This is a genomic window from Ruegeria sp. C10 (assembly GCF_056537805.1).
Window position 1 is genome coordinate 1,206,636 of sequence record NZ_JBQFSC010000001.1, and the last position, 20,455, is coordinate 1,227,090.

At 57.1% G+C, this 20,455-nt stretch carries 20 protein-coding genes and 1 tRNA gene; 13 read left to right on the plus strand and 8 right to left on the minus strand.

Annotation, left to right across the window (positions count from 1 at the left end; translation table 11 throughout):
- Positions 1–3: 3 nt before the first annotated feature.
- From ACR0DE_RS05745 to ACR0DE_RS05765, 5 genes are read left to right on the plus strand one after another with little or no spacing between them, the layout of a single operon-like run.
- Positions 4–474 (plus strand): phosphoenolpyruvate carboxykinase (ATP), encoded by a 471-nt coding sequence (locus ACR0DE_RS05745; RefSeq protein ID WP_170425232.1) that lies wholly within the window; start codon positions 4–6, stop codon positions 472–474.
- Entirely contained in the window at positions 471–1,352 is an 882-nt protein-coding gene (rapZ, locus tag ACR0DE_RS05750; RefSeq protein WP_480600992.1) for an RNase adapter RapZ, read from the plus strand. Before ACR0DE_RS05745 ends, rapZ begins: the two co-directional genes overlap by 4 nt.
- Positions 1,349–1,741, plus strand: coding sequence for a PTS sugar transporter subunit IIA (locus ACR0DE_RS05755; protein ID WP_170392594.1), 393 nt, complete (start codon positions 1,349–1,351; stop codon positions 1,739–1,741). Before rapZ ends, ACR0DE_RS05755 begins: the two co-directional genes overlap by 4 nt.
- 16 nt (positions 1,742–1,757) lie before the next feature.
- A complete protein-coding gene (locus tag ACR0DE_RS05760; RefSeq protein ID WP_170392593.1) occupies positions 1,758–2,027 on the plus strand; it encodes an HPr family phosphocarrier protein in 270 nt (89 codons plus the stop codon).
- 34 nt (positions 2,028–2,061) lie between these two features.
- Positions 2,062–2,961 (plus strand): lysophospholipid acyltransferase family protein, encoded by a 900-nt coding sequence (locus tag ACR0DE_RS05765; protein ID WP_170392592.1) that lies wholly within the window; start codon positions 2,062–2,064, stop codon positions 2,959–2,961.
- Between the two features lie 79 nt (positions 2,962–3,040).
- Here the strand turns inward: ACR0DE_RS05765 and ACR0DE_RS05770 are convergent, their stop codons facing one another.
- Positions 3,041–3,916, minus strand: coding sequence for a 3-hydroxybutyryl-CoA dehydrogenase (locus tag ACR0DE_RS05770; protein WP_170513461.1), 876 nt, complete (start codon positions 3,914–3,916; stop codon positions 3,041–3,043).
- A gap of 163 nt (positions 3,917–4,079) precedes the next feature.
- Between ACR0DE_RS05770 and ACR0DE_RS05775 the strand changes: the two genes are divergently transcribed.
- A complete protein-coding gene (locus ACR0DE_RS05775; RefSeq protein WP_480562501.1) occupies positions 4,080–4,898 on the plus strand; it encodes a DUF6473 family protein in 819 nt (272 codons plus the stop codon).
- A gap of 63 nt (positions 4,899–4,961) precedes the next feature.
- Here the strand turns inward: ACR0DE_RS05775 and ACR0DE_RS05780 are convergent, their stop codons facing one another.
- The 6 genes from ACR0DE_RS05780 to ACR0DE_RS05805 form a co-directional block, all read right to left on the minus strand.
- The gene (locus ACR0DE_RS05780; protein WP_480752273.1) at positions 4,962–5,891 is read right to left on the minus strand and encodes an electron transfer flavoprotein subunit alpha/FixB family protein; all 930 of its coding nucleotides are present in this window, start codon (positions 5,889–5,891) and stop codon (positions 4,962–4,964) included.
- Positions 5,891–6,649 carry an electron transfer flavoprotein subunit beta/FixA family protein gene (locus tag ACR0DE_RS05785; RefSeq protein ID WP_170425241.1) on the minus strand — a complete coding sequence of 253 codons (759 nt, stop codon included), beginning with the start codon at positions 6,647–6,649 and terminating at the stop codon, positions 5,891–5,893. Before ACR0DE_RS05785 ends, ACR0DE_RS05780 begins: the two co-directional genes overlap by 1 nt.
- A gap of 185 nt (positions 6,650–6,834) precedes the next feature.
- Positions 6,835–7,407, minus strand: coding sequence for a cob(I)yrinic acid a,c-diamide adenosyltransferase (locus tag ACR0DE_RS05790; protein ID WP_170425243.1), 573 nt, complete (start codon positions 7,405–7,407; stop codon positions 6,835–6,837).
- A 3-nt stretch (positions 7,408–7,410) separates the two neighbouring features.
- Entirely contained in the window at positions 7,411–7,611 is a 201-nt protein-coding gene (locus tag ACR0DE_RS05795) for a twin transmembrane helix small protein (RefSeq protein ID WP_170392587.1), read from the minus strand.
- Positions 7,612–7,690: 79 nt separating this feature from the next.
- Positions 7,691–8,518 (minus strand): SDR family NAD(P)-dependent oxidoreductase, encoded by an 828-nt coding sequence (locus ACR0DE_RS05800; RefSeq protein WP_480752274.1) that lies wholly within the window; start codon positions 8,516–8,518, stop codon positions 7,691–7,693.
- Positions 8,519–8,587: 69 nt separating this feature from the next.
- The gene (locus ACR0DE_RS05805; protein ID WP_480752275.1) at positions 8,588–9,229 is read right to left on the minus strand and encodes an SH3 domain-containing protein; all 642 of its coding nucleotides are present in this window, start codon (positions 9,227–9,229) and stop codon (positions 8,588–8,590) included.
- Between the two features lie 200 nt (positions 9,230–9,429).
- Here ACR0DE_RS05805 and parC point away from each other — a divergent pair, with 200 nt between their 5' ends.
- The 4 genes from parC to ACR0DE_RS05825 all read left to right on the plus strand — a co-directional run bounded on the left by parC (position 9,430) and on the right by ACR0DE_RS05825 (position 14,249).
- Complete coding sequence (gene parC / locus ACR0DE_RS05810) at positions 9,430–11,778, plus strand: DNA topoisomerase IV subunit A (RefSeq protein ID WP_170513470.1); 2,349 nt, start codon at positions 9,430–9,432, stop codon at positions 11,776–11,778.
- 97 nt (positions 11,779–11,875) lie between these two features.
- On the plus strand, positions 11,876–12,466 hold the full coding sequence (locus ACR0DE_RS05815; RefSeq protein WP_170392584.1) for a hypothetical protein: 591 nt from the start codon (positions 11,876–11,878) through the stop codon (positions 12,464–12,466).
- Between the two features lie 116 nt (positions 12,467–12,582).
- Positions 12,583–13,758: an elongation factor Tu gene (gene tuf, locus ACR0DE_RS05820; RefSeq protein WP_010441214.1), complete on the plus strand. Its 1,176-nt coding sequence runs from the start codon at positions 12,583–12,585 to the stop codon at positions 13,756–13,758.
- Positions 13,759–14,027: 269 nt separating this feature from the next.
- The gene (locus ACR0DE_RS05825; RefSeq protein WP_170420395.1) at positions 14,028–14,249 is read left to right on the plus strand and encodes a hypothetical protein; all 222 of its coding nucleotides are present in this window, start codon (positions 14,028–14,030) and stop codon (positions 14,247–14,249) included.
- Positions 14,250–14,283: 34 nt separating this feature from the next.
- On the opposite strand, the gene ACR0DE_RS05830 is transcribed toward ACR0DE_RS05825, so the two are convergent.
- Positions 14,284–14,988: a lysophospholipid acyltransferase family protein gene (locus tag ACR0DE_RS05830; RefSeq protein WP_480752276.1), complete on the minus strand. Its 705-nt coding sequence runs from the start codon at positions 14,986–14,988 to the stop codon at positions 14,284–14,286.
- 142 nt (positions 14,989–15,130) lie between these two features.
- Here ACR0DE_RS05830 and ACR0DE_RS05835 point away from each other — a divergent pair.
- The 3 genes from ACR0DE_RS05835 (at position 15,131) to ACR0DE_RS05845 (ending at position 20,424) form a co-directional block, all read left to right on the plus strand.
- Positions 15,131–15,206, plus strand: a tRNA-Trp gene (locus tag ACR0DE_RS05835).
- A 226-nt stretch (positions 15,207–15,432) separates the two neighbouring features.
- Complete coding sequence (locus ACR0DE_RS05840) at positions 15,433–18,738, plus strand: adenylate/guanylate cyclase domain-containing protein (protein ID WP_480752277.1); 3,306 nt, start codon at positions 15,433–15,435, stop codon at positions 18,736–18,738.
- Positions 18,739–18,858: 120 nt separating this feature from the next.
- Positions 18,859–20,424, plus strand: a complete 1,566-nt coding sequence (locus tag ACR0DE_RS05845) for an FAD-binding oxidoreductase (protein ID WP_480752278.1) — start codon at positions 18,859–18,861, stop codon at positions 20,422–20,424.
- Positions 20,425–20,455: the final 31 nt, after the last annotated feature.

Genomic DNA, 20,455 nt, shown 5'->3' on the forward strand with positions numbered 1-20,455 from the left:
GTTATGAGCACCACCCCACTTTCTGAGATAGCGGATCAAGGGTCGGCCTGCATTCATGGGACCTGTGTTGCGCTTCAGGAAAAGGGCGTATTGATCATTGGCGCCTCGGGTACGGGCAAATCTTCTTTGGCGCTACAGATGATGGCGCTTGGGGCGCAGCTTGTCGCTGATGACCGGGTCGAATTGACCGGACAGGCCGATCACGTGATGGCAGCTGGACTTCCGCAGATCCGCGGCCTGATTGAAGCGCGCGGCATCGGGTTGCTGCGGGCCGAAGCCGCGAGGCCGGTCCGATTGGCATTCGTTGTGGATATGGACCAACCCGAGCCCGCGCGGTTACCTGAACCCGCTGAAATTCTTGTGTTGAAGCAAACTGTTCCCTTGCTTCGGGGGGCTGGCGTGCCCAATTTGGCTGCAGGACTTATTCAACTTGTGAAAATGGGGCGCGTAGCCCCGGAATGGCCGAATACATGACAGCACAACAGCGCGTCGTTCTGATAACAGGTCCTTCCGGTGCAGGGCGATCGACCGCAATTCATGTGCTTGAAGATCTGGGGTTCGAGGCGATTGACAACCTGCCGATGGGGTTGCTGGCTCGCCTCGTCGACAATTCGGAGCCTGCGCGCCCAATGGCTTTGGGTATCGACGCGCGCAATCGCGATTTTTCAACCACCGGGTTTATCGAACTTGCCGCCAAACTGGGCCGGATGGAGAATGTCGACCTGACAATCCTCTATCTGGATTGCAGTGACGAGGTGCTGCTGCGTCGCTTCTCAGAAACCCGCCGCCGTCACCCGGTTGCAACTGATGCCAGCCCGGAAACCGGCATTTGTCAGGAAAAGGAATTGTTAGCCCCAATTCGCGAGTTTGCCGACACGCTGATCGACACCAGCGCGTTGAATGTGCATCAGCTGCGGGAAGAGGTCGAACGCTGGTTCGCCCCAAAGGGCGGGCGGCATCTGGCGGTGTCGATCGAATCCTTCTCGTACAAGCGGGGCTTGCCGCGCGGTCTGGACATGGTGTTCGATTGCCGGTTTCTGGCCAATCCATACTGGCGGCCTGAACTGAGGGATGCGGATGGTCGAAACGCGGATGTGGCGGCCTATGTTCAATCAGATGCAAACTATGGCGTCTTCTTTGACCGGGTGGTCGACCTGCTGATCGAACTGCTTCCGGCCTTCCGTGAGGAAGGCAAAGCGCACCTTTCAGTTGCATTTGGGTGCACCGGAGGGCAACACCGCTCGGTCGCGGTGGCTGAAGCAGTTGCAAAGGCCCTTGCAGAAGGGGGGCAGCAGGTGGCAATTAGGCATCGCGAAATGGAACGACGCGCGTTGAATGTGAGGCCGGAGTGATCGGGATCGTTATTGTTGCACATGGTGGGTTGGCTCAGGAGTATCTTGCGGCCACGCAGCATGTGGTTGGAAAGCAACCCGGACTGGTGGCCATCCCGATAGAAGCCGACCATGATCGCGAAGCGAAACAAGTTGAAATCTGCCGCGCGGCGGACGAGGTCGATATGGGCGATGGCGTCGTTGTGGTGACCGATCTGTTTGGCGGCAGCCCCTCGAATCTGAGCCTGCGCGCATGTGCGCCACAAGACCGGCGAATCCTTTACGGGGCCAACCTTCCCATGCTGATCAAACTGGCCAAAAGTCGCCACTTGCCACTGGCGGAGGCCGTGCGTTTGGCTTTGGAAGCTGGACGAAAGTACATCAATGCGCAAAATGTGACATTGGATTGACACCGGATAGACTCATATGACGACCAAGAGTTTGAAAATTATCAATGAAAAGGGCCTTCACGCCCGCGCTTCTGCCAAGCTGGTCGAGGTGGTCGAAGGCTTTGATGCGCGCGCCGAGGTGTCACGAGACGGGCTTTCTGCCTCGGGCGACAGTATCATGGGCCTTTTGATGTTGGCAGCGTCGCGCGGAAGCACTATTGACGTCGAGACGTCCGGCCCGGATGCTGAGGCGTTGGCAGAGGCTTTGGAAACATTGGTGAACGATAAGTTCGGCGAAGGGTTCTGACAGCCACGACACCAAGGACGGAAAGACAAGGCAATTGGCGGAAACCACGCACGATACCAAGACAGGTCCTGTAGTGGATCACGACACCGATCAGGGTGAAATCTACGACCGCAGAACCCTGACCTACGCCAACTCGTTTGACGATGCCTGGACGTCTACGGCCATTCGCGCCATCGAATGGTGCACAGGTAAGCTGACCATCCTGCGCATGGTCAACAAGTTCGAGAAGCAGAACGAACGCTATCGAGGTCAGAAGTTCTGGGGCGGTGCGCTCAAGACCATGGGTATCGAGCTGACAACCCCAGCCGAACAGATCGCCCGCATTCCAAAAGAAGGCCCCGTAGTGGTCGTCGCGAACCATCCGCACGGCATGGTTGATGGCATGATCTTCGCTGAACTTATCGGCCGGGTCCGCAGTGACTATCGCATCCTGACCCGCTCAGTCCTGACTGGGTTGGATGAAGCTGCGACCTCATTCATGATCCCGGTGCCGTTCCCGCATGATCCTGAAGCGCAGGCCAAGATGCTTGAGATGCGCAGCAAGACGATGAAACATCTGGCAGATGGGGGCGTTGTCGCGTTATTCCCGTCAGGTGTTGTGATGTCTTCGGATGATTGGTTCGGACCAGCCATCGAGCGGGAGTGGAATGTCTTCACCGCGAAGATGATCCGTAGGTCGGGTGCCAAGGTCGTGCCGATCTTTTTCCCCGGCAGCAACTCGCGCTGGTATCAAATTGCCAACCGGATATCGCCTATCCTGCGCCAGGGCCTACTGCTGCACGAAATCGTCCGATCCTGCAACAGGCCCCAGTCGCCGGTGATCGGTGACCCGATTTCGGATAAAGACATGGACCTGCTGGAACGCGACCCCCGCGGTTTCATGGCCTGGCTTCGTGATCACACCATGGCGCTGGGCAAGACGCTCAAATCCTGATCTGCCCCTACATCTGGCCAAAAATATCTCGGGAGTGAATTGAGCCATAGGCTCAAGAGAGGGCTGGCCCTCTCAGATTCTACCGTGTGGGTACCGGAACCTCGCCTCGATAATCATAAAACCCGCGTTCGGTTTTGCGTCCCAGCCATCCGGCTTCGACATATTTCGTCAACAGCGGGCAGGGACGATACTTGGTGTCTGCCAGTCCGTCATGTAACACGTTCATGATCGCCAAACAGGTATCCAAGCCGATGAAATCCGCTAGTTCCAATGGGCCCATAGGGTGGTTTGCGCCCAGTTTCATCGATTGGTCAATGGACTGCACATTCCCGACACCTTCATACAATGTGTAAACCGCCTCATTGATCATAGGCATCAGAATGCGATTCACGATAAAGGCCGGAAAATCTTCGGCGCTGGCTGAGGTTTTGCCAAGCCGGTCCACTACGGCTTTACAGGAGTTAAAGGTTGCTTCATCGGTGGCGATGCCCCGGATCAACTCGACGAGCTGCATCACAGGGACCGGGTTCATGAAGTGGAATCCCATGAAACGTTCGGGCCGGTCGGTGCGGCTGGCCAGCCGGGTAATTGAGATCGACGAAGTGTTCGATGTCAGGATCGTATGTGGCTGTAGGTGCGGCAACAGGTCTTCAAAGATTGCCTGTTTCACCGTTTCCCGCTCGGTCGCGGCTTCGATTACAAGATCGGTCTGCCCCAAATCCGGCAGATTCAGCGTCGTCGTGATCCGACTCAACGCGGATTTCACTGCATCATCCGAGATTTTGCCGCGCGACGCTTGACGCGCCAGGTTGGTTTCAATGGTTGCCATAGCGCTGTTTAGCGCGTCCTGGCTGACATCGTTCAGTAGAACATCATACTCTGCCAACGCCATAACATGAGCAATCCCGTTGCCCATCTGTCCAGCGCCGATCACTCCGACTGATTTTACGTCCATTTGTTCGATGCCCTTGTTCGCAGAATATGGCGACATTATCGGCAGTTCCCTATGGGCGGCAAGGGGACGGGGACAGTCAATTTCGCTTCAAATGCGCGCATTAGGACTTTCTCAAGACTTGCGGCGGCAAAATGGCGGTTGGGTGAATATTTGGGTGAGTGTGATGAGCTATCAATCGATCAATGCGGTCCATTCCGCGGAAACGACGTGCGAATATGAAAATTCGAAACTACGTTTCAGGGGCCCTCAAAGGGCGTTGAACAACCCCTATGTGGCATGTTTGGGGGGCGAAGAGACCTTTGGCCGTTTCGTAGAAACCCCCTTTCCCAATGAGTTGGAACGTCGTCTGGATCGCCGCTGCGTCAATCTGGGCAGCCTGTTCTGCGGTGCCGAGGCGTTGACGCAGGACAAAGGGCTACTGGAGATCGCAAACCGGTCTGATATATGTGTCCTGCAGTTACCCGGCATGCTGGGGCTATCGAACCGATTCTACCGGGTGCACCCACGACGCAATGACCGTTTCGTTGCGCCAAATGCCGATCTGGTTGCGCTGTATCCCGAAGTAGATTTTACGGATGTCCATTTTGTACAGCACTTGCTGACCCGCCTGTCGGCACGCTCGGATGCCCGTATTGAACTTGTGGAACAAGAGTTGCGCAATGTCTGGATCGAAAAGCTCGGCAAGTTTCTTGCAGAAGTAGGCCCGCCCGTCCTGCTTTTGCATCTGCAAGTGGAGAGAAGCGATTTGGATTCGACACCGGGTGACGGCTTTGCAATCAACCCCGAGATGATTGAGCCTTTGAGACCCCATTGTACGGATATTTTGTCCTTGCAGGTTCAGGTATCCGGCGTATCGAATGAGCTTGAAGACATGTTGTTTGGCACCCTGCAACAACCGATTGCCGAGCATATGATTGGCCCAGCCACACATCGCAATATCGCTGGCTCACTTGCCCAAGTGATCAACGACCTGGGCGTATAAACAACAAAGGCCCGCCGGTGGCGGGCCTTCTAAGATTTTTCGTCGAAAAATCTTTGTCTGAAATCAGCCGAGTTTTTCGGTGAGTTCCGGTACGGCCTGGAACAGGTCTGCGACCAGACCGAAGTCTGCGACCTGGAAGATCGGCGCTTCTTCGTCCTTGTTGATCGCAACGATGACCTTGGAGTCCTTCATGCCCGCCAGGTGCTGGATCGCACCCGAGATGCCGACTGCAACATACAGGTCAGGGGCAACAACTTTACCGGTCTGACCCACCTGCCAGTCGTTCGGGGCGTAGCCCGAGTCAACTGCGGCGCGTGAGGCACCAACGGCGGCTCCCAGCTTATCGGCCAGGCCTTCGATCAGTTTGAAGTCGTCTTCCGAGCCCACACCACGGCCACCCGAAACAACAACACCAGCCGAAGTCAGTTCAGGACGGTCGCTTTCAGCAACCTTGTCCTCGACCCACGACGACAGGCCGGGGTTTTCGCCGACCGAGATGGTCTCGACCGCCGCCGGACCACCTTCGCCCGCCGCATCGAAGCTGGCGGTCCGGATGGTCACGACTTTCTTGGCGTCGTTCGATTTCACGGTCTGGATCGCGTTACCCGCATAGATCGGACGCTCGAAAGTGGTGGCATCGACCACGCCGGACGCGTCCGAGATCACCATCACGTCCAGCAGGGCTGCAACGCGCGGCATCACGTTCTTGGCGTCGGTGGTGGCAGGGGCAACGATATGCTCGTACCCATCGGCCAGACCCACGATCAGGGCTGCGGTCGATTCCGCCAGGCGATGACCCAGCGAGGCGTCTTCAGCGACCAGAACCTTGGATACGCCATCGATCTTGGCAGCGGCCTCACCAGCAGCAGCGGCAGAACCACCTGCGGCCAGAACGGTGATTTCACCCAGCGATTTGACAGCGGCAACGGTCTTGGCTGTGGCGTCAACCGACAGCTCACCATTGTTAACCTCTGCGAGAAGAAGAACAGCCATTACACAGCCCCCGCTTCTTTAAGTTTCTCGACCAGCTCATCAACCGAGCCCACGATGATACCTGCGGCGCGTGCCGGCGGCTCTTCGGTCTTGACGATTTCCAGACGCGGCGTGACGTCGACGCCATAATCGGCGGCGGTTTTTTCATCCAGCGGCTTTTTCTTCGCCTTCATGATGTTCGGCAGCGACGCATAGCGCGGCTCGTTCAGGCGCAGGTCAACGGTGACGATGGTCGGCATTTTGACAGAGATGGTCTGCAGACCGCCGTCAACCTCACGGGTGATCTTGGCGGTGTCGCCTTCGATGTCCAGCTCGGACGCGAAGGTGCCTTGCGACCAGCCCAGCAGGGCCGACAGCATCTGGCCGGTAGCGTTCATGTCGTTGTCGATCGCCTGCTTGCCCGCCAGAACGATGCCCGGCTGTTCTTCTTCGACCACTTTGGCGAGGATCTTGGCAACGGCAAGCGGTTCGATGTCCTGATGCACGTCATCCGCCGCGACAACCAGAATGGCGCGGTCTGCGCCCATGGCCAGTGCGGTCCGCAGGGTTTCCTGCGACTGTTTCACACCGATCGAAACGGCAACAACCTCATCGGCCTTGCCCGCCTCTTTCAGGCGGATCGCCTCTTCCACGGCAATTTCGTCGAACGGGTTCATCGACATTTTTACATTGGCGAGATCAACGCCGCTGCCGTCCGCTTTCACACGAACTTTCACGTTGTAGTCAATCACGCGCTTGACAGGCACAAGTACCTTCATTTTTGCGTATGCTCCTTACAAAAACGGCAAGCCGCGCAGCGACTCCACCAATGCTCTCGCTGGCCTAGATAGCGAGTCGTGATGCCTCGCAACAGAGCAAAATCGTCACGTCATGGTTTCGAGACGTCGCGTTTTGTCATTTTTTGGACCAGAAACGAAATTTAGTTTCCCGACGGCAGGCGCGATCACCGGTTTGCACCGGGAATCCAGAGCACATCATCGTGCCCGCCGTTGTTGGCACAGCGCGCCGCGACAAAGAACCAATCGCTCAGGCGGTTGAGGTATTTGACAGCCACCTCATTGACCGGCTCCATGTTTGTCAGCTCAACCGCCAACCGCTCGGCCCTGCGCGAAACTGTTCTGCACACATGCAGATGCGCGGCCAAACGTGAGCCACCGGGCAGGATGAAACTGCGCAAGGGCTGGAGCGCTTCATTCATCGCGTCGATCTCGGCTTCAAGCCGGTCGATCTGAGCGGAAACGATACGCAGGGGTGGGTAGTCGGCCTCGGCATCCTTATCCATGTCGGGGCGGCAGAAATCGGCACCCAGATCAAACAGGTCATTCTGGATACGGGACAAGGCGGCTTCGACTTCTCCGTCTGCTTCGGTCCGTGCCACGCCGACAAAGGAATTAAGCTCATCCACAGTGCCATAGGCCGCGACACGCCCGGAATATTTGGCAACGCGCTCACCATTGCCCAGAGCGGTTTTCCCATCATCACCGGTGCGCGTGTAAATCTTGTTGAGAACGACCATGCCTTACCCTCCCTGCCCACGCAGATAGACGTAAAGTACGATCAGCAGCACCGCAATGAACTGAAACAGGATACGCAGGCGCATCAGCTTGTTGCTTTTCAGCGCGGCCTCTTTGCCGGGTTTTCCAAAATTGGCAATGCCCATCACCAGCACGACGACGACCGCCGCCATGGCCAGAAGCAGTATGACCATCGTCAGGTCCATAGCTCACCGTCCGTGTTTGTTCAGTTGTTGAGCCGTCATCTAGCGTTGATAGCGGCAAAAGCGAACAGGTAATTTCGCCTCATATGTCCGAGAGGATGCGATCAATGGCCCGGGTGGGCAGAATACGGCGCAGATATCCGGCGATATAGGTGGGCGTCGTCACATAGTATCGCGGACGTGGGCGCTTGGATTCAACCGCATGCGCCAATTTGGCGGTAACAGCCGAGGCAGGCAGTTCGAACTTGTCAGGTCCGGAGGATTCGTAGAGGCGTTTCAGCAGCGTATCCTCGTATCTCTGTCGCAGGGCTGAGCTTTTCCAGTCAATAAAGCGTTCGAAGACAGGGATCGCGTTCACACGGATCTTCGAGGTGACCGGGCCTGGTTCGATCAGGATGACCTTGATGTCGGTGTCTCGTAGCTCTAGGCGCAAGGTATCGGTCAGGCCTTCGATGGCGTATTTGGTGGCGACGTATGCCCCGCGCCAGGGGAATGCGACCAGTCCCAACACTGATGAGTTCTGCACGATGCGCCCATGGCCCTGAGCCCGCATCACGGGAATCACTTGCCGGGTTAGTTCGTGCCAGCCAAATACGTTGGTCTCGAAAATTAGGCGAAGCCCTTCGATTGGGACATCTTCAACCGCGCCGGGAAGGCCGTGAGCGCCATTGTTGAACAACGCATCCAGCGTACCACCGGTCGCGTCCAAAACCTGCTGCAGGCCTGAGGTAATGCTACCGGAATCGGTATAGTCGATCAGCGGGCTGTCGAAACCCTGTGCCCGTAGCCGATCACAGTCACGCTGTTGACGGCATGAGGCAAAAACGCGCCAACCGCGCGCGCGCATCCCGTGCGCCGCGTCCAGACCGATCCCGGATGAGCAGCCTGTGATCAGAATCGATTTCTGCATATTGCCCCCGCCTGTGTATTTCGCCCATAGCTATGGCGAGCTTTAGGTCAGGACAATGACACAGTTGCGTCAGTTTGTTGGTTTCCGAACCAGTGAGGCAGAAATCCAACCCACCCGCTGATCAGGGTATAACCGCAACCGCAGCCAGCCGGTGCCGGAATCACTGAGAACCTCAACGCGCTGGCCAAGTTTGGCTTTGGCGATGATGGGGTAAATCGTTCCGGGCCCATCGCGCATATTGACGCGCGTGCCCGAGATTTCGCGGATATCTTTCTCGGGCTCGATGACTTGAGTCACAGGTGTGATGTCATCCTGCACCTCGGCCTCGACCTGCAACAGTCCGGCGGCTCCGTCTTCAAGCGAAGCCAGAGTAAAGCTGACGCCGTTCTCGTCAAATGCAGAGAACTGAGACAGCGGATCGTTCGCGACTTGTGACAGGACGACTGCGGCATCCTCCTCTACTTGTGGTTCGGGCTGAGCGCGCGCCTGTACAATGCGCGCGGCAACGTTGGTCACAAGGTCTTCAGCCCGAGGTGCGTGGTCGTCTTTAGCCCGAGGTGCGTGGTCGGATGCAGGCTCATGTTCTGGCACAGAGGCAACGCGAACCGGTTGCTCGGTGCGGGTGCCGCGCGGTTCGAAATCCGGGCCCCCGCTCATCACATAGAAGCTCCAGCCGAGCATGGCGAAAGTGATAACAATAACACGCTTCATGGCGCACCCCCTGGCAATCGTAACATCAATAAAAGGCAGCAGTCTTAATGTTCGAAACCCTACCATAGATTCAGCTTCGAGTCGAAAAGCGGGGGAAATCCGATACTTGCCTCCCCCTGTTGCAAAAAGCCCGACTTGTCCCCAGCAAAATATGCGCCGATTGCTTTACCCGCGCGCGCTTGCGTCGTATCACATCATGTATGAACGATACGATCGACGACCCCAATATGGAGACCCCTGACAATGGGGGCGAGGTAGCCGAGCCGCTGCGCCGCGCAATTGGCGAGCGCTACCTGACCTACGCGCTTTCCACCATCATGCACCGCGCTTTGCCAGATGCGCGCGATGGATTGAAGCCGGTTCACCGGCGAATCCTCTACGCGATGCGCGAGTTGCGACTCAGTGCGACGGGCGGTTTCCGTAAGTCAGCGAAAATCTCTGGCGACGTGATGGGTAACTATCACCCTCATGGCGACGCGGCGATTTACGACGCAATGGCGCGCTTGGCACAGGACTTCAACGTCCGATATCCACTGGTCGACGGGCAGGGGAATTTTGGCAATATCGACGGCGATAATCCGGCGGCCTCTCGATACACCGAGGCGCGGATGACCATCGTGGCCGAAGCCCTGTTGGAAGGGTTGAACGAAGACGCTGTCGATTTCCGCGACAACTATGACGGCACACTGACCGAACCGGTCGTGTTGCCCGCACAGTTCCCGAATCTACTGGCCAATGGCGCAAGCGGCATCGCGGTGGGCATGGCGACTAATATCCCGCCGCATAATATTTCTGAGTTGTGCGACGCTTGTCTGCATCTGATCAAGACGCCGGATGCGCGTGACGATACGCTATTGAATTATGTTCCCGGCCCGGATTTTCCGACCGGCGGCGTCATTGTCGAGCCGCCCGAAAATATCGCACAGGCCTACCGCACCGGGCGTGGATCCTTCCGGCTGCGCTGTAAATACGAGGTTGAAGATCTGGGGCGTGGCCAGTGGCAGATCATCGTCACCGAGATTCCCTATCAGGTTCAGAAATCCAAGCTGATCGAAAAGATCGCGGAACTGATCCAGACCAAGAAAATCCCGATCCTTGCCGATGTCCGCGACGAATCCGCTGATGACATCCGCCTGATCCTTGAACCACGTTCCAAGAATGTGGACCCCGAGGTGCTTATGGGCATGCTCTATCGCAACTCGGACCTTGAGGTGCGCTTCAGCCTCAACATGAACGTGCTGATCGACGGGGTGACGCCCAAGGTCTGTTCGATGAAGGAAGTGCTGCGCGCGTTCCTTGACCACCGGCAAGAGGTGCTGATCAGGCGGTCGCGTCACCGCATGGCCAAGATCGACCACCGCCTTGAGGTATTGGAGGGCTTTATCGTCGCCTTCCTGAACCTCGACCGGGTGATCGATATCATCCGCTACGACGACGACCCCAAGGCCGCTCTGATGCGCGAAGATTGGGGCATCGATCACGTCCGCGCAACCGATGAGTCCGATTACGTCTCGCCGAAGCCAGGCGAGGGCGAGTTGTCCGAAGTTCAGGTCGATGCAATCCTCAACATGCGCCTGCGTAGCTTACGCCGTCTGGAGGAGATGGAGCTGGTCCGCGAACGCGACGAGCTGATGCTGGAACGCGCCAATCTCGAAGACCTGCTGGCTGATCCCGCCCTGCAATGGGCCAAGATCGCTGAGCAGCTCAAAGAGACCAAGAAGACCTTCGGCAAAGACTATGAAGGCGGCGCGCGCCGGACACAATTTGCCGAGGCAGGTCAGGTCGAGGAAGTGCCGCTTGAGGCGATGATCGACAAAGAACCAATCACGGTGGTCTGCTCTCAGATGGGCTGGATCAGAGCAATGACCGGCCATATCGATCTGAAGCGCGAGTTGAAGTTCAAAGATGGTGACGGCCCACGTTTCATTTTCCACGCGGAAACTACGGACCGCCTGCTGGTCTTTGCGTCAAATGGCCGATTCTATACCGTCAGCGCCGCTAACCTGCCCGGCGGGCGTGGCATGGGCGAACCGCTACGTCTGATGGTCGACCTGCCGAACGAGGCGCAGATTATCGACATCCTGATCCACAAACCGGGGCGCAAGCTGCTTGTGGCCTCGGATGCGGGCAACGGCTTTATGGTGCCGGAAGATGACGTTCTGGCGCAGACCCGGAATGGCAAACAGGTGCTGAACGTCAAAGGAGACGAGACGGCGATGATCTGTAAGCCGGTTGAGGGCGATCATGTTGCTGTTGTCTCGCAGAACGGGAAATTCCTAGTCTTCCCGACAGAGGAGCTGCCCGAGATGACCCGTGGTAAGGGTGTCCGCTTGCAGAAGTACAACATGGCGCGTGGACGGCAGGGCACACTGGAATTGGATGGTGGGTTATCCGATATCACCACCTTCAACTGGGAAGAGGGCCTGAAATGGTCCATGGGCGGCGACAAAACCCGGCACGAGGCGGATATGTCCCAATGGCTGGCCAAGCGTGCAGGTGTCGGGAAAAAAGCACCTTATGGCTTTCCGAGGGATTACAAGTTCTCGTGATATGCTGTCCGCTTGGTGAAAATCTGCCGATACGGCTTGGCACAACCCGTATCGGTGCGCTACATCCAAAGAAAACAGGCCTATCGAGACGAGAGACATGCTGCGCATTCTGACACTGATCACCGGGTTGGCCCTGATGGGCGCATGCACCCAAACGCAGGTTTATGAAGACCCCGAGTCGCTGGGTGAATTCAAGCTACGCGTGAATTATGCCTTTGCGGAAAAGGCCGTTCAGGGACCGGTTTCGCGGGATGCCACGCCGGATGAATGGACCAAAGCGATCCAGAATGCAGTGGACATCAGGCTTGGCCGGTATGAAGGTTCGCAGGAATACGACATTGGCATCAGTCTCGAGGGCTACATGTTGGCACCTCCGGGAATTCCTGTGATTTACAACCCCAAAAGCACCGCCATCGTTCTGGTAAACGTCTATGACGTTGAAAAGAAAGAGTTCCTTGCTAAAGGCAAGCAGTTTCAGGTGCTCGAAGATACCACCGGTGAAAGCGCCCTTACTGGATCAGGAAATGCGCGCACCCGAGAAGAACAGATGAACGGTCTGGCCTTGAAGGTTGCCGACCGGGTTGAGGAGTGGCTGGCCGAAGAGCACAAGGATGATGGCTGGTTTGACAAGCGCCCCAGCTTGATCCAGCCGCTTGAAACCGAAGCTGTCACACAAAATCCGGCGTGATGGATGCATTTCCCTCAGGATGTGCTTGATTTTCCCCCCTGAACCAAATATCTCGCGCGCGCAGATGTAACCACGGGACCAAGGGTCCCCCAAATTGCAAAAAGGGCGCCTGAGGAATGGCAAAGGAAAAGTTTGAGCGTAATAAGCCGCACGTCAACATCGGCACGATTGGCCACGTTGACCACGGCAAGACCACGCTGACCGCAGCAATCACCAAGTATTTCGGTGACTTCAAAGCGTATGACCAGATTGACGGCGCGCCTGAAGAAAAAGCACGTGGCATCACCATCTCGACCGCCCACGTGGAGTACGAGACCGACAACCGCCACTATGCGCACGTCGACTGCCCCGGCCACGCCGACTACGTCAAGAACATGATCACCGGTGCCGCTCAGATGGACGGCGCGATCTTGGTTGTGAACGCAGCTGACGGCCCGATGCCGCAGACCCGCGAGCACATCCTGCTGGGCCGCCAGGTTGGCATCCCGAAGATGGTCGTGTTCATGAACAAAGTTGACCAGGTTGACGACGAAGAGCTGCTGGAACTGGTTGAGATGGAAGTTCGCGAACTGCTGTCCAGCTATGAATACCCCGGCGACGATATTCCGATCATCGCAGGTTCGGCTCTGGCGGCGATGGAAGGCAACAACCCGGAAATCGGCGAAGAGAAGATCAAGGAACTGATGGCGGCTGTTGATGACTACATCGACACCCCTGAGCGTGAAGTCGACAAGCCGTTCCTGATGCCGGTTGAAGACGTGTTCTCGATCTCGGGCCGTGGTACCGTTGTGACCGGCCGTGTTGAGCGTGGCGTGATCAATGTTGGCGACGAGATCGAAATCGTCGGCATCCGTGACACTCAGAAAACCACCTGTACCGGTGTTGAAATGTTCCGCAAGCTGCTGGATCGCGGTGAAGCGGGCGACAACATCGGCGCCCTGCTGCGCGGTATCGACCGTGACGGCGTTGAGCGTGGCCAGGTTCTGTGTAAGCCGGGTTCGGTTACACCGCACACCAAGTTCGAAGCCGAAGCCTACATCCTGACCAAGGAAGAAGGCGGTCGTCATACTCCGTTCTTCGCGAACTACCGTCCGCAGTTCTACTTCCGTACAACTGACGTGACCGGCACCGTGACCCTGGCGGCTGGCACCGAGATGGTTATGCCCGGCGACAACGTCGGCTTCACCGTCGAGCTGATCGCCCCGATCGCGATGGAAGACGGCCTGCGCTTTGCGATCCGCGAAGGCGGCCGCACCGTCGGCGCCGGCGTCGTGTCGAAAATCATCGAGTAATCACGGTAGTCGGGCTTTGGCCCGACAAATCGGTGAACTAAAGAAGGCCGCTCCAACTGGGGCGGCCTTTTCTCCTCCATTCTTCTCGGCGCATTGAGATTATTCGTCGAATGATCTCGGGCAAGCTGAGTTCATTGAACAAAACAGCTGTCGATCTCGCATTCTTAATCTACCGTCCACTCCAAACGAAGACTGAACTCCCAGCTCTCTATTGCAACAGCAAGGGTGACGCGCAAATCAAGTGCGTCCCGGCGATAAGGGAGACTAAGATGTTTGGTTTTGAATTTCTGAACTATGGAACGCAAATCCTTCACAGCAAGGATTTGGATGATATGAGAGCCGCTGTTCTCGGTGACGACGAACAGGAAGTTGAGTGCAAAATCAGCGACTTTTGCCGAGAGCGCAAGCGATTTGATATCAAGCTTGCTGAAATGTCGGACAGCATGGCGAGAGGAGCGACCTCGGTCAAAACCAGCGCAGACGCGGCCTAACGGCGCAATAGTCGTTTCACGCCGGGTTCTGGGTTCACATGCTCTTTGCCCATGGCTCACGCCCGACCATCCGGTCGGCCTCGGCGGTGATGTCGTTCATATGCTGCTCAAGGCTCAGACGAAGGGCCTCAATCTGCTCTTCGCTGGCCTTGCGTGGAACTGGATTGGTCCATTCGCGGCACAGAAACACGCCGTCGTTGCGCCAGGGGCGAGGCATCAGCAGACGATCCCAAGTTCCGGCTTCGCGCCCGTGCCGCGCGGAATAGGTGATGCCGAAAACTCGTTTACCTGATGTGCGAGCCCAGACCAGCGGTACGGTCGAGGATACCCGCTCGGGTCCGCGAGGGCCGTCGGCGGCAATGCCAATCGAGATACCCTGTTTCATCTTTCCCAGCACTTCGCGCGACAAGGCGACGTGGCGCTTGCGGCTGGACATTGCAATTGTATCCATCCCGAATAGCTTCTGCACTCGCCCTACCATGCTGCCCGCGCGCGCTGCCGAAGTGATCGAGCAAATGCGGCCCTTGTCCAGTGGGAAGAAATATGGCGATTGTGCCAGTCTCTGGTGCCACAGCACCACGATGACCGGTTCGCCCTGTTCGGCCAGTTGATCCAGTTCTTCGTAACCGATGCGCTGCCAGCGTGTGTTGCGATGCACCAACCGGATATAGCTTGCGATCCGTCGCGCGACCCAGTTCAGCACGGCTTCGCTGTCTGCGATTTTCTTGCGGATGCTCAAGGCTGCGGTCCTCCTGCTGGCCGAGCCTTGTCTTAAAGAACTGCGCGCCGGGCGCAACTTTTTTGTCAGCGGTAAAGTGTTCGGAAAACTCAAAAAGCCTCTTGAGTCCGCTGCGCCTCTGTCATATCTGATGGCCCAGCCTAGGGGTATAGCTCAGTTGGTAGAGCGACGGTCTCCAAAACCGTAGGTCGCGGGTTCGAACCCTGCTGCCCCTGCCATCCCACCGGACAAGCGAAATTCCTGCAACAGAGGCGTGGGCTTGGTGCATACGTGTGGCGCAATTCACTTGACGTGTGCGGCAATAAAGAAAAAGCTTGATCAAGGCTGAAGGAAAAGCCATCAGGACTGTCCAGCTAATGTGCTAAAGTCGTTCGGCTTTTGTGTCACAATATGCAAGCCTGACCGGGTAGGGGAACCCGGAGACAATCGGGGACAACGGGGATAATGACAGAGATCGACGCATTCCTTGAAGAACACGGGCTGTCGAAGTATGCGCCGGTATTCGCGTCGAACGAAGTTACATTGGCCGATCTCGCACATCTCTCCGAACATGATTTGATCGACCTTGGGCTGCCACTTGGACCAAGGCGCCGATTGATGGCCGCATTAGGGCAGGCGCGGGATGCCAATCCGACCCCGGTGCAAGGCAGCGGGAAGATTGTCGCCGAGCGGAGGCAACTGACAGTTATGTTTGTTGATCTGGTTGGCTCGACTGCCATGTCCGAGCGGCTTGACCCCGAAGACTTGGGGGAGCTGCTTCGGCGGTTCAAGGAAATTTGCTCGACCTCGGTTGCTCGCTTTGGTGGACATATCGCCGATTTCATGGGTGACGGGGCGATGATCTATTTCGGGTATCCTCACGCGGTGGAAGATGCGGCCTCGCGCGCCGTTCATGCGGGTCTGGATATTCTTGAAGGATTGAATCGCATGGAAGGCCAGGAGCGTCTGACTGCGCGGATCGGTGTTTCGACTGGTCTTGTCGTTGTGGGCGAGATCCATGGCGAAGGGTTGAAGGAACATGACGTGGTCATGGGGCGTACACCCAATCTGGCAGCACGTTTGCAGAGTTTGGCCGAGCCCAATACACTGATCATCAGCCCGTCCACTCGCAGATTGGTGGGCAATGCATTTGAACTGCAGGATCGCGGGTCTTTCGCACTGAAAGGGTTTTCGGAACCGATACAAGCCTGGAGCGTCACAGGGCAGGCGCGGATCGAGCGCAGATTTGACATAATGCCTGATGCCGGTTCTGGTCGGCTCATTGGGCGCCAGGCAGAGTTCCGCAAGCTGACCGACAAATGGAATGAGGCAAGTCAGGGCGCTGGACAATCGGTTCTTGTCACTGGCGAGGCAGGGATCGGCAAATCACGCCTGATTGAGGGGCTTAGCCAAGAAGTGCTGGATCAAGGCGCGCTTCGCCTGAACTTCCAGTGTTCGCCCTTTCATGCCAACTCGGCACTTTATCCGATCATTCAGCATCTGGAACGCGCCGCAGGATTTGCGCCGACAGACAACGATGAGGATAAACTGGGAAAACTCTCGTACCTCTTGCGCCATCACCCGCCTGAGCATGTGCGCCTGATCGCCGATTTGTTGAGCGTTGATGCTGATGCTACGCTGGGGCCTCTCGACCTGCCGCCGCAAGTGAAGCTTGAGAAGACGTTGGAGGCAGTGACAGAACAGCTTGCGACGTTAGCGCGAGAACGACCGGTGTTGCTGTTGTTCGAAGATGCGCATTGGGTTGATCCGACCACCTTATCTCTTACAGATCGGGTGATCGAACATATTCGGGACCTACCGGTGCTGATCGTCGTAACAGCACGTACCGGTTTCGATCCGGGTTGGGGTCACCACGACAATACCCTGCGTATACCTCTCAAGCGTTTGACCAATCGGGATGTGGCTGAGATCGTAGCTGAGGTGGCGGGGGGGCACCCTGTACCACCCGAGGTTTGCGACCTTATTGCGGCCAAGACGGATGGCATTCCGCTTTATGTCCAGGAAGTGACCCGCGGTCTTTTGGAATCGGGGCAATTGCGCTTGAGCGACAAGGGGTATGTCGTGCGCGGCCCCCTGCCATCGCTTTCAGTTCCCAGCACGTTGCAGGATTCGCTGATGGAGCGTCTGGACCGTTTGGGCAAGGCCAAAGAAGTGGCGCAAACCGGCGCCGTGTTCGGGCGGCAGTTCTCGATCGCGTTGCTGGCCTCTGTTTCGTTTCTGTCTCCGACGGTTCTGCAGGCCGGACTGGAACAGCTCTCATCGGCCGGGATCATTCTTCAAGCCCCGGATGCGGCAGAGGATGAGTTCATCTTCCGCCACGCATTGATTCGCGACATGGCTTATGACAGCCTGCTGCGCACGGAACGGCAGTCGCTGCATGACCGCGCGGCGGGTGCGTTGCTAGAGAACCAGCCGCAACTGGCCCAGACTCAGCCCGAGGTTCTGGCACAGCATTACACGTTGGCCCAACGCGCGGATGAGGCCGTGATGCACTGGCAAAGCGCGGGGCGTCGAGCGATCGAACGCTCGGCCCAGGCCGAGGCGTTGACCCATCTGTCGAAAGCTCTGGATCAGCTTGCCGATCTGCCAAAGAGCCGTGCACGGGATTTGCAAGAGATCGACATCCAGATTCTACGTGCCGGTGTCCTGCGCTCAACAAGCGGTATTTCGGGGGATGCGACGGGTGAGGCCTATGGGCGTCTGCGCGAACTATGTCACCGAGCTGACGAGACCGAGCGGCTGTTTCCTGTGCTCAACGGGCTATATGCATTCCATCTTGTGCGTGCCGAATATCGATTGGCGAAAGGCGTGGCTGCGCAGATCCTCGATCTGGCGGCGACAAGCGGCAAGACCGAACACCGCATGGTCGGTCATCGCGCCATGGGGGCGGTGCAATTGCATCTGGGCAACCTGTCAGATGCAAAGCGCCATCTTGAGCAAGCTTGGGCGCTTTATGATTTTGATCAGCACAGCCAGCTAGCCTATGTCTATGGAACGGATCATGCCGCGATTACATCAGCATTTCTGGGCACATGTTATTGCCTGATGGGTCGGCATCAAGATGCCCTGCAGGTGCAGAATACAGCGCTGGAATGGTCCAAGAACCTCAAGCACGCGCATAGTGTGGCGCAGATCTTGGTTTACATGTGCAAGGTTCACCTGCTGGCGCGCGACATCCCTGCATTGCAAAGGGATGTTAAGGCGCTGTCCGAAGTCGCCGAGGAGCATTCGCTACCCTTTATGGCGACAATTGCGCGGCTATGGGAAAGCTGGGCAAAGGCGACCACGACCTCTGAAGTCGAACATATCGAGGACCTGCGTCAGGCGTCGGAAGACTGGTGGTCGGTTGGGGCCGGAAATTACAAGACTTTCTTCCCTTCGCTGATTGCCGAGATTCAGACAAACGCCGGCCATCACGACGCGGCGCATCAGACTCTGACGCACGCCAGAAATGCTCTGAGTAAAACCGAAGAGAAATGGGCCGAGGCCGATCAGCTTCGTATTGAGGCTGCCCTTGTAGCCAAGACAGGGGGCGATCCCGTACCGCTGCTGTTGCGCGCTATCGAAACAGCGCAAAGGCAAGGCGCGCGGCTTTACGAGCTTCGTGCGGCGGTCGCGTTGGCGGAGTGGCGGCAACACCGAGGCGAACCGGTTGGTGAGGCGTTGATTTCGGTCATGTCGCATTTCCATCAAGATGCCCAACTGCCGGACCTCAAAGACGCACGAGCGTTGATGGAAACGATTACTTGACCCGAAGGCCAACTTGCTGCCAGCTTGGGCGCGGGCAGAGTTGGGATGATACCTGAATTTCGACTTTTAAGCGCTGGGTCACCAGTCCGGCGCCCCGCTCTTGTGGTATGAGGAGACCTAATGCGTAAGATCAGCAAAACACTTCTGGCCAAGGATGTCTTGGCGCAAAGCCGTACCGATCTGGCGCTGCAGCAGTACCATTCGATCACGCCCGATGAGATACGTGAATTTGAGAAGAAACTGATCGGAACGGTCACTCTGCCGACCGACGCGGATTACAACAATGACCGGCAGGTTTGGAATCCGGCTTTCCAGGACTACCCAGAGATCATCGTCTATTGCGAGACCATTCAGGATGTACGCGCCAGCCTTGCTTTCGCGCGCGAGCATGACCTTTGGGTTGTTGCGCGGTCAGGGCGTCACAGCACGGCGGGGTATTCGGTCAATAACCAGATGGTGCTGGATACCAGCCGAATGCGTTACGTGACCGTCGATCCAAAGGTGCCGATGGCCTATGTCGGTCCGGGCACACCGTTCAAGATGCTGAATTCGGAGTTGAACTCCTATCACCTGCATGTGCCGGGCGGGGCCTGTCAGGATGTCTGCGTGGCGGGTTTCATGATGGGCGGCGGCTATGGCTTTACCTCGCGCAGGCTTGGGATGGCTTGCGACAGCGTTCTGGGTGTCTCCGTGATGCTGTGGGACGGCAGTATCGTGATCGCGGACAAAGACACGAACTCCGACCTCTTCTGGGCCATACGAGGCGGGACCGGCAACAACTTTGGTGTGTTGCTGGAAATCCGCTACCAACTGCACCAGCTGTATAAAGTCTGGGGTTGCCACATCACATGGCCGTTGGACAAAGCCGCCAAGGCACTGGAGTACCTGCAGGCCAACTACATGCGCACCTGCGAAGATGACCGTTTCGGGGCCTATATCTTTCTGGCCTATCAGGGAGATCGAAAGGTGCTGCTGGTGTCGGCGCTCTATGATGGCACGTCCGAAGAGGGGAACGCGTTTGTTCAGCCCCTGCTGAGCGATGAAATCGGCGGCGAGATGGGTGAGGACGACCAGAACTATGGCACCTATCAAGAAATCAACTCATGGTTATATGACGACAAATATGACATCCCCGTCGTCCCCGATCAGGCGCGTGAAGATAAGCAGGCCGGATATATTGAACGCCAGCTCAGCGAAGTCGAATGGCAGCGCGTCGTAGACTACCTCGACAGCACACCCAACGCTTATGGCGCTGTGGCCATCGAACCCTATGGGGGGGCGATCAATCGGATGCCGTTGGGCAAACAAGGCAATGCCTTCATTCACCGTGATGTGTCGCTGAACTTCTACGTCGATGTGTTCTGGGTGTCGGAAGAAGAAAAAGAGATCGTTGTGCCGTGGCTCGACGGATTCATGGAACTGATGACCGAAGAAGGCTATTTCATTGACCGCGTCTATCAGAACTATCCACGGCGGACCCAGAAGAACTATCGCTGGCAATACTGGGGCGAGTATTTCAACTCTTTGCTGTTCGTGAAGCAGAAATTCGACCCGCATAATTTCTTCCATTATCAGCAGAGCATTTCGCCGGTGCCGGATGACGCTCCGCCAGACATCATCCGAGATACGTCCAAGTCGATCTTCGACGACCCAACGATCACATACGAGAGCTATTCGAACCCCTGAAAGCGGGGGCTGCCAAGGCCAAACGGGGGAG